Origin of the sequence: Aneurinibacillus aneurinilyticus ATCC 12856 (assembly GCF_000466385.1) — a bacterium.
Classification (GTDB): Bacteria; Bacillota; Bacilli; order Aneurinibacillales; family Aneurinibacillaceae; genus Aneurinibacillus; species Aneurinibacillus aneurinilyticus.
In genome coordinates, this window is sequence record NZ_KE952771.1 from 1 (window position 1) to 9,379 (window position 9,379).

A 9,379-nucleotide genomic window follows, 5' to 3' on the forward strand; every position below is an offset into this window, starting at 1 on the left:
GCATTTTCATTCATTACAGGAATGCTCCTTATTGGTCAAGTTGGAATAAACCTTTGAAAGTTTATCAAGTGTATTATCAAGTTATTTTGTGTTTGGTTTGTTGGTTGTATTGTACGATCTTGTTGTTGGAATTGTAAATGGACTACACATAATTCTTGACAAACCCAGCTACGGTGTAACGAGTTACTAGTTTCGGTTTTACTAGATTACACAATTTCTTTACAGACTCTGGTTTTAGTTTGATAGCTCCTGAAAAATATATGGAAATCGTAGTAAATTAATTATCTTGCTTGATAGATACTTTTTCTGAAATTGATCCAGCTTTGTATTTATAATTACAGTAGCATTTTCTTTTCTGAATAATTGATCTGTACCATTTTCCACAAACACCATGTCAGGATTAAAATCCATCAAAATATTTCCAAAAATTTTAAACAACACTTCTAATCCTTCTTCGAATGATTTCCCAAATAATTGAATTCCAATCTCTGCATTAATATTCATCCCATACTCTTCTCTTAAAAAATCAATACTAATAATATCTTCTGTTTCAATATCAAGTACGAAGTATTTGCAACTAAGACGAGAGAAACCTTCGTAGCTAGTTACTTTATCTTCAACTGTCTCACACACTATATTATAGATTCTTCTTTTTAATGTTTCATTGTCCAGATTTGAAACTAAAAATAATGCACAGTCCATCTCACTTCTTCCCCCCAAATAGCCTTGTAATTGTGCCGTCTTTTACAATAAGTAATTCTTCTAGTCTTTTTAAATCTCCATTTGGATTTACTTTTCTGAATATTGTCTCAGTAACTTCCACAACTTTGTTATCTGGAAAGTCATCTAGATTGAGAACAATTCTTCCAGACTGCTTCTTTGTCTTTCCTGCTAATTCTTTAATTATGCTTTGTACCTTTCCATCTGGTTTTGGTGCATAACAATCAAATACATTCCCTTCAATTAGGAAATCTGGGTTCGATCCTTTTAAAATACCATAACCATTTCCACCATGAATTTCATCCAACATCTCAATGTCATAGCCTTTATCGGCCAAGAAATCAGCTGTTTCATTTTGTTTCTTTATTCCATGAGAATCTCCTTCTCCATAATTACCTTTAGGTTTACTACCTTTTGGTAAGGAAGGTTCGGTAAGTTTAATCTTTGGACCTTTCCCCGTCCCCTTAGTACCGTTATGATTCGCAAACATATTCCAAAACTCACTCGCGCTTTTGCCCGTTCCCAAAGCTGCCTTTGTCGACATGCTAACACCATGGGCAGCTACTGCCACGGAACCTCCCGTTAGCGGGACTCCAACACTCCCGCCTACCCCAGTAACACTTGCCGCTCCCCCGATAACTGCCCCACCAGTACCTATTATAGTCTCTGCTCCCCCTACTACCAATCCCAACAAATTCCCAGCTACTTCGCCTGCCTTACGTGAAAGGGGATACTTACTGCTATAGTCTTTGAAACCAGTATACTTCTCGTTTGGAAGCGTGCCTAGGGTAAAATCATCTGCTGCTGCATCACTGGCCCCATCAAAAAACGCTTTCGTCTGCCCCCACAATTCATTCCGGGACAACACTTTCGTCTGCTCCCACAATTCACTCCAGAACGACTCTTCCTTCTCCCCGCTCCCTATCTCCTGTCCATCGTCCTCAATTCGAATCGTTCCTCCGTACAAGCACATCAGTTTCGATTTGTTGGATACAGCCGGTTCTCCATCTACCATCTTACTGCTTCTTTCATCCGTCCAATCCATGTCAATCTTGGGGGAACACACACCCCCTAGCTTACACATACCAAATGGCAGGATATTAACATTCGGCTCCCTATCCTTAATATTTACTTGTGCTTTGCCGTTCATATATAACCCATGACTCATCGGCAGTTGGAGTTGACTCGTACGCTCCCCCATGCTGCAGCATAAGGTAGCACCCGCTACCACATAGCTTTCTTCCTCCTCTTGGCTTATCAAAATACCAAAGAACATGCTCCCATCCCTCCTTCCCTACCTCGCTTCCGTTTCGACCCGCGTAAATCGAATGCCAAGCATCCCCCTTCGTAATACGCTTTCCGCTACAGCCAGATTGACCAGAATATAAGACTCTCGTATGCCTGCAATCGTAAAAACAGGCTGGGATCCTACTTTTCGTTCATCAATAACCAGCCTTTTACTCGTACCGTTTTTGTGAAATTCACTGCGATCAGACAGGCACTCCACACATGGGGGAATGAACAACCAATACTTCTCCTGTCGTGTTCGTTTTCTATCCGCTACTATCACCCATTTGACATACAAATGTGGATCATAGGTAGTAAGGATGGATTTCAGCTTATCCGATGCCAGAGGAACCGGCCTCTCGATAAAATCTATGTATTCACATTTGTTTGTTTCCCGGATAGGGAACTGCAAGGTGAGTTCCTCCAGTTCATGCCTGTACTCTTCCTTCATTCTCTCTTTCGTGATGATCTGTGTGACCCCCATCGGCTCTACTGCATCCGATATTCTGCCATCTTGTGATAGGATAAAATACCGCATTTCTTGCCCCCTTCTCCTGCCCCTACTGGTTACTGTTTCTTCAGTTCTTCTGCCACTACCTGTCCACGTTTTGCTATTCGTTTCGTCCTCCTTTGATTTTGGGCACGCAAAAAAAGCTCATTCCTACTCATAAAACAAGTGGGAAAGAGCTTTTGAAAGTTGATCAAGTGTTTGGTTTGTTGGTTGTATTGTACGATCTTGTTGTTGGAGTTGTAACTCTGAATCTTTAATTCGGTTAATTTAGATTAATTTTGGATTCTTATAACACCAATCAGGATCGTAAGGTAAAGATTTTAATTTTTGCATGTCTTCCCAACTGTGTACCCAATCATAATCTGCCACCCAAAAGTAATCATCGGGATTTAGCTTGAGGTATTCATAGATAAAACGAAAAATTACCTCCTCTGCTCCGTAAACTTCTTCAATAGTCCCTATTCGAAACAGTTCACGGTCTGAATCCAATCCAAGATCGTCATAGTCACTGAATAATATACTAGGATTCTCTTTAGCCTTTACATACAAAATAAATTGGTGATTATTCTCTGCGCTATTATAGGAATGATCAAGTATATTCAATGTTGTAGATGAGAATCGCCCCTCTTCGAAACTTTTATAATTTTCAAAGATAAGTTTAGCATCTGAATGAAAGGTTGCTACTATTGTATCCGCCAGAAATTTTTCTGGAGTATATTTTTCACAGTCTGTCAAAATAAAAGCAGTAGTTCCCATTCTATCTTAATACCTCCTTTAAATCTTCCAATGAATTAACAATGGTTACACCTTGTGACTTAATATCTTCCAGCATCTTTACATGCTCAGGTCTTAAGTTAGCCAGTGGCTTATCAATATAGAGAATTATTTTTTTGTTCTCGGGATTGAAAAAATTCGGATGGTTCTGCTTTGTCATCTTCAAAAATTGTTCTGCATCAGCAGCTTTAATTGATGCCTTGACTTCAATTATTGCATTCTTTGTAACAACATCTAAATCACCCGCAGCTTGTCCACCTTTTTTTTAATATTTTTTGCCCAAATCCAACAACTTCAGTTTCGTTTCTTACAAAATTAGCAACCTTTGCTTCAGTAGCTTTACCAACGTTAGAACTATTCAAAAAGCTATCAATATCACGATTGATATTTTTCGGATGTTGATCCACCCATGTCAGTTCATTACCAGCAGGATTTGTGTATTTCGTTTTGTTTCCGTCCTTAACTATATTACCAGGGTTCTGAGGTTTACCCGTCCCCCTAGTTGTAAACCTACAACCTGTAAAGGAAAGGTGGGTACTCTAGTAGACTAGCCCCCACCTTGTATTCTATCATCCTGCCTTCTGCTGTTCGGCTACAGGAGCGACATATGCGGTTTTATGCTTCATCATGCCGTATATGATGTTGACAAGCCTACGCATGACACAGATTAACGCTTGACCTTTCGTTTTCCCTTCTGCCAACTTCCTATGGTAATACTCATAAAAGAACGGATTCCGTGGCATCTTACTTCCTTTAGCTGTCTGGACTTGCTGAACTGCTAGTGTGTAAAAGAGTCCATGCAACACTCGGTTGCCTTGTCTGCTTTTCTGGTTTCGTCCTTTACCGCCCGAACTGTAATTCACAGGGGCAATCCCTGCGAATCGGGCTAACTTATCAGGATTCGAAAACCTACAAATGTCGCCAATCTCTGCGACCAATGCAGAAGCCGTCACAAGATTAATACCCGCCATCGTTTCCAACTTGTATTCGAGTAACTTCATGACATTACCGATGGCTTGTTCAACCTCTGCAATTTCCTCTTTTTTGAACTTGATGTCTCTCACGATGCTCTGAATAATGAAATCCCGTGACTCCTGATACTCTCGTCTCGTATCTCCATCTGCTTCCACAAGCGCAAGAATCTCTCTCGCTTTCCGAGTGGAACAGGCTCTGGCACTTGCCTTTAAAAGAATCCCCCTCAGCTTCTCTTCTGTCACCCCCGCCAAGCAATACGGAGCGGGAAAGCGACTCCAAAACACCAGTGCGGTTTTTCCATCTATCTCCGAGAAGAACTTATGATAGCTGGGGTACTGATAGCTTAACTGCATGTGTAGTTGATTCTTACAAGCAGACAGGCTTTTCACCAATGCATTCCGTCTGGCAACCAGTTGTCCAATTGTCCAGTAAATATCCTGTGGGTTCGCATCAGGCAAGGTATCCAATTGATTGAGTAACACCTGTGCTACACATTCCGCATCCCAACTATCGCTTTTCTGCGTAGTCGGGTAGCTTTTTCGTTGGGCATACGATAAAGCAGAGTTTACTTCCTTTACCATGTATCCGTTGTCTTTCAGATAGATGGCTAATGCTCTGCCATACCCGCCCACATCTTCCAAACCAAACACAGGAGTCAATTCTTCTTTCTTCGCCAACTTCTTAACCAGCTTTACAAGTTGGGGAAACGCACTCGGTTTGTTTTCAAATGTCAGTTCCCCCTTCTTCTCATGCCAGCAGTTGATGACTACGGCTGTATGCTGGTGTTTATGTAAGTCGACACCAATGTACAAATGCTTGAGTTTATGATGCACAAGACTTCACTCCTGTTCTTGGGTATTCATGAACAACATGTCGGCAACCTGAGTTCAAGCGTTAGTCCGAAGACCCGCAGTGGGACGCTAGCCAGTCCATGGTGTTCATATTGTAAAGCTATGACTTGTTACAGAATGGGTTGATGTACCCCTTTGGATGCGATATGACCGTATGTGTATATACCTTTGTATAAGTTCTCACGGTCAATGATTCGCTTGACTTGTACTTTCGTAAAACACTTGCCTTGTTTCGTTCGGTATCCTTCCTCATTTAACTGGAAAGCGAGTTCAGACAATGACCATGTGGGATTCTGCCCCCGCAAGGTAAACAGTCTGCGCACCACTTCCGCTTGTCTTTCATCGACTTGTAATACCTTCTGCCCTTTCATGGCTCGGTAGCCGAATGCCACACCACCTCCTGCATAGCCGCCCTGTTGGGCTTTCTTTCGTCTTCCTCTGCCGAGTTTCAGGGCAATCTCTAGCCGCTGATACTGATCAAGCAGTTCCATCATGCCGTTGATGAGAAAGTCATTCGGGTCATGAACGTAAATGCTGTAGTTTGGCTGTTCAATTGCTTTCACGTCTACGTTGTGACGCTTTAGTTCACGCTGTATTAAAACTTTCACCATGTCTGCCCGCCACAGGCGGGAGGTGTTCAACACAATCACCTGCTTGATTTCCTGCGTTTGAAGACTCGCCAATAGTTCCTGCAATCCTTGTCGGTCTATCGTCAGACCGTCTTCATCGACCTTTGCACCGCTGATGCCTTCGTCTTTGTAGATGTGAAGCAACTCAAGGTTATGTTCCTTGCAGTATCGTTCAATCTCTTCCACTTGGTAAGCTAAACTGTACCCATCTTTTACTTGCCCTTTGGTGGATACTCGTACATATCCAACTACTTTTGCCATGCCAACACCCCCACCGTTACAGGAACTTGAATTACCGTTACGCTTAAAACTACCACATTCACATTATAGTACTCTTAAGGCTACCACTCAATGATTATTTTATCGAACCATGCTATAATGTCAGTGATAATCTAAAGAGTTACATAATAAAAGAAAGGGAGCGGATTATGAAAATCAGAATTCGCTTGAAAGAGATACTAGCTGAAAAGGGTATTTCCCAAAGAGAACTGGCTCGTAAAATGGGCATCCGCCATCCAACCATCAACCACCTTTGTTCCGATAATGTGGACAGGGTTTACATTCGGACGTTAGAACAAATATGCGAAGCACTTGGAATCACCATTGACCAACTGATTGTGTCAGTGGAAGAACCTAACTCTCCAAAAGAATGAACCGACTCTACTAAACTACTCTTAAAGCGTCTAGGAAGCCCTATAGAGCATTCAGAAAAACGAAGGTAGTCTCGACCTTGCATCGAACTGCGATTGTATGCGGTATAGAATCATTCTTATTACCGCTCGGTAAAGATTCCACTGGAACAACGAGCAGGGCTGGAACGGCTGAGGCGGAATCTGTTCAATACTTATAGTAAAGCTTGGATATACCGCCCGCCTTTACCCCTCCATAACAGGAATCCTTATCCTAGAAATCCCAGACCGCCAAAGGCGTGTCTGCTGATTCTTCTTAGAATGGTTTTTTTAGTGGTTATTAGCATGATTATTAATGATTCTTATTGGTGAGACTCTCCGTCCGTACTATCAGACTTTATGTCCTAAAAACAGTCACTCTGTCTTAGATTTCAGACTTCCTGTCTACCTGATAAACAAATGGTCTATTTGACGTAATCCAGTACTCTTCAACAAACTATTAGTCTCTCATGCAGATAGTGAGTCTGTCATTCGGACTGATTGTCGGATGTTGTGAACTTCTTGTTGTATTCCGCTTCAAGGTAAGTCTTATAGTCAGCAAGGTCGCTAACAATCTCATTCTTAGAAAAGGAAGAGCCAAACGGGTGGTTACATAGACTCATTAACCTCGAAAGAAACTTCTGATAGACTTCTTCCTTTACTATGCCATCTATCCAATGCGTTAGTTCCCTCTCATTAACAGCCCTACGAACTTCATTAATAAACTCGTGAGTTTTTTCAGACATCAGCAGATACGGATGCTGGTGGAAGTTTCTTGGAAGATAGTACTCATGATTCCGATTCCCTTCATTTATGTAAATCAAACCTTTTTCCTTTAAAGACCGTATATGTCTTTCTACCGACTTGGAACTACATCCAACATTCCTAGCAATGGTTTCCTTTGTTGGGTAGCAACTGCTCTTATCTCCCATAAAAGAGATCAAGTCAATGAGAATCAGCTTTTCGTACTGGCTTAACCCATAGCACCGTAAAATCTTATGAGGAACGATGGTATAGCCCTTATGAACGGCAGTGTAGGTATCTTCCTTGGCGGTTTCATCCATATACTGATACGCAATCCCACTGAATAGATGATATGATGCATGTTTCATATTAAATCCCCCTAGATTACATTTCTCACTTAATTAGAGGGAAGGTGGCTAGCCCTTACCACATGACCTTCCGCATAATCTATATAAACTGGCACGTTACCAGATGAATGATGTCCTTTTATACAGAATAACCGCTATAAGTTCAGAAAAAGTTGCGATATTTTTAGATACCACCTTATGATTTTCAGTTCCTCTCCCTATATATGAATTATAGAGAACGAGGAGATAGCAAAGATCATGATTTTGAAAACCAGAACGGTAGGAACTGAGCATATTGAGGATGAAATGAAAAGATTGCAAACGAGGAATGGGTTATATATTTCAAGACCTGTGATGATGTTGTACGTACAGAAAAATCAAGGGAATATCGTACAGGCATGATTAGGGTTATGTTTGTTAGTAGTAAAGAGAGGGACTTATTCGGCACTGGGTGGACTTATTTCAAACGCCACCACCAAGTGCAGAACAAAAAATACCACAATATGGGTGGCCGTATTGTGGTATTCAATATAGGTTATATGATAGTTCTTTGAGTAGCTAACTATTCAAAGCCAATTACAATCCACTCATCTACATAATTCCAAAAATTAATATTATATTTAGGCTGTATTTTGGCTGACCAAAAAGTAGCATTATCATTCTTGCAATTTTTATAGTCAATAGCTATATAATCCCCCATACCATTACTAAAAAAACCAAAAGATGTCTCTAGATCAATTTGAATAGATTCTTTCAGATCGTCTATAATATCCCAATCCAAGTCTTCATCCCCAAGGTATGTTACAGATTCGAAAGGAACTAAACCCATTGATTCACTAGCATAGTAATAAAATCCGTTATGAATATTTTCATAAAAACTCCGAATTGAATCAGGGATATTATTCCATGACTTTTCTAGTTCTTCATTTTCAAATTTATCTTGAGGGTTACGTCCTTCATAGTATAAATATTTACCTTTGGAGTTTTTGATTGTATATAAAATAGAATATAAATTATCAACTTCCATAATTTCAATATTTTCAAGATGTTCGCTTAGATAAGATATGGTATTACGCAATTCAGTTGCTTTATATTTTTTCCATATATCCAAAAGTAAATCGATTCTTTTCCTAACATTCCTTTCTTTAAATAATTCACGCCAGTTGCTTGGGATTAGATCAACGCTAATTTTATCGATTTCATCAATAGTTAATAAACGAATATTTTTATTGTATTTTCTTAAATAATCCAATTTTTGTCCCATAGTAACTAATCATCTCCTTTTATTATTGTTTTTATTATTTTGTTCATTAAGTTCATCAATTTGTTTCTGTAGTTTTCTTTCTAGCTCCCCTTCTTTTTTTATCATTTCACTTCTAAATTTAGAGTCAATTTCTATTTGACCTGGCTTATCAGGCTTATAGTGCGTCCATTCTTCATAATATTTTGTTTTTCTCGAAGTATTTGCTGATTTACTTAATCCTGTAAAGTTTTCTGGATTATTTAATACTTCAAGCTTCTGTTCCGTTGTTAATTTACCAAAACCGTCCATTTTTGTTATTCTATCCATAGGTACAATATGATCAGCTTCCAAAGCACCTTTGAATGTTTTACCAGGGATAGCCTTATCTTTAGTTATTGCATTTTTATCATGCCCTTCGTTTACCATATCTCTTATTTCTTGTGATGGAGTTCTTTTCCTTAGCATATCATATTCTTCGTCTGAAATTTGCCTCTCCCCATATCGAGGAGGGGTTCCAACTTTATCCATCCCCTGAGTAGGTTGTTGCGTTTCCTTAGGCTTCGGTGTCTCCTTGGGTTTCGGTGTCTCTTTAGGCTTCGGTGTCTCTTTAGGCTTTGGTGTCTCTTTAGG

The 9,379-nt window shown here is 40.0% G+C and carries 11 protein-coding genes and 1 pseudogene; 2 read left to right on the forward strand and 10 right to left on the reverse strand.

Annotated elements, in window-relative coordinates:
* Positions 1-234: 234 nt before the first annotated feature.
* From HMPREF0083_RS10205 to HMPREF0083_RS10240, 7 genes are all read right to left on the reverse strand, one after another.
* Positions 235-702, reverse strand: coding sequence for a hypothetical protein (locus HMPREF0083_RS10205; protein WP_021621225.1), 468 nt, complete (start codon positions 700-702; stop codon positions 235-237).
* Between the two features lies 1 nt (position 703).
* Positions 704-1,996: a PAAR-like protein gene (locus tag HMPREF0083_RS29365; RefSeq protein WP_021621226.1), complete on the reverse strand. Its 1,293-nt coding sequence runs from the start codon at positions 1,994-1,996 to the stop codon at positions 704-706.
* 18 nt (positions 1,997-2,014) lie between these two features.
* Complete coding sequence (locus HMPREF0083_RS10220; protein WP_021621227.1) at positions 2,015-2,545, reverse strand: hypothetical protein; 531 nt, start codon at positions 2,543-2,545, stop codon at positions 2,015-2,017.
* 240 nt (positions 2,546-2,785) lie between these two features.
* Positions 2,786-3,274 carry a hypothetical protein gene (locus HMPREF0083_RS10225; protein ID WP_021621229.1) on the reverse strand — a complete coding sequence of 163 codons (489 nt, stop codon included), beginning with the start codon at positions 3,272-3,274 and terminating at the stop codon, positions 2,786-2,788.
* A gap of 1 nt (position 3,275) precedes the next feature.
* The gene (locus HMPREF0083_RS10230) at positions 3,276-3,458 is read right to left on the reverse strand and encodes a hypothetical protein (RefSeq protein ID WP_051354614.1); all 183 of its coding nucleotides are present in this window, start codon (positions 3,456-3,458) and stop codon (positions 3,276-3,278) included.
* Between the two features lie 403 nt (positions 3,459-3,861).
* Positions 3,862-5,100 (reverse strand): IS110 family RNA-guided transposase, encoded by a 1,239-nt coding sequence (locus HMPREF0083_RS10235; protein ID WP_021621232.1) that lies wholly within the window; start codon positions 5,098-5,100, stop codon positions 3,862-3,864.
* A 128-nt stretch (positions 5,101-5,228) separates the two neighbouring features.
* The gene (locus HMPREF0083_RS10240) at positions 5,229-6,008 is read right to left on the reverse strand and encodes a recombinase family protein (protein WP_021621233.1); all 780 of its coding nucleotides are present in this window, start codon (positions 6,006-6,008) and stop codon (positions 5,229-5,231) included.
* A 167-nt stretch (positions 6,009-6,175) separates the two neighbouring features.
* Here HMPREF0083_RS10240 and HMPREF0083_RS10245 point away from each other — a divergent pair, with 167 nt between their 5' ends.
* Positions 6,176-6,400 (forward strand): helix-turn-helix domain-containing protein, encoded by a 225-nt coding sequence (locus HMPREF0083_RS10245; protein WP_021621234.1) that lies wholly within the window; start codon positions 6,176-6,178, stop codon positions 6,398-6,400.
* Between the two features lie 503 nt (positions 6,401-6,903).
* On the opposite strand, the gene HMPREF0083_RS10250 is transcribed toward HMPREF0083_RS10245, so the two are convergent.
* Positions 6,904-7,527: a helix-turn-helix domain-containing protein gene (locus tag HMPREF0083_RS10250; RefSeq protein WP_021621236.1), complete on the reverse strand. Its 624-nt coding sequence runs from the start codon at positions 7,525-7,527 to the stop codon at positions 6,904-6,906.
* Between the two features lie 237 nt (positions 7,528-7,764).
* On the opposite strand from HMPREF0083_RS10250, the gene HMPREF0083_RS27985 reads away from it, so the two are divergent.
* Complete coding sequence (locus HMPREF0083_RS27985) at positions 7,765-7,908, forward strand: hypothetical protein (RefSeq protein WP_021621237.1); 144 nt, start codon at positions 7,765-7,767, stop codon at positions 7,906-7,908.
* Between the two features lie 160 nt (positions 7,909-8,068).
* On the opposite strand, the gene HMPREF0083_RS10255 is transcribed toward HMPREF0083_RS27985, so the two are convergent.
* Together HMPREF0083_RS10255 and HMPREF0083_RS28715 are read right to left on the reverse strand one after the other, a co-directional pair.
* Complete coding sequence (locus HMPREF0083_RS10255; RefSeq protein ID WP_021621239.1) at positions 8,069-8,770, reverse strand: SMI1/KNR4 family protein; 702 nt, start codon at positions 8,768-8,770, stop codon at positions 8,069-8,071.
* A 9-nt stretch (positions 8,771-8,779) separates the two neighbouring features.
* Positions 8,780-9,379: pseudogene (locus HMPREF0083_RS28715) on the reverse strand (hypothetical protein); the annotation flags it as partial.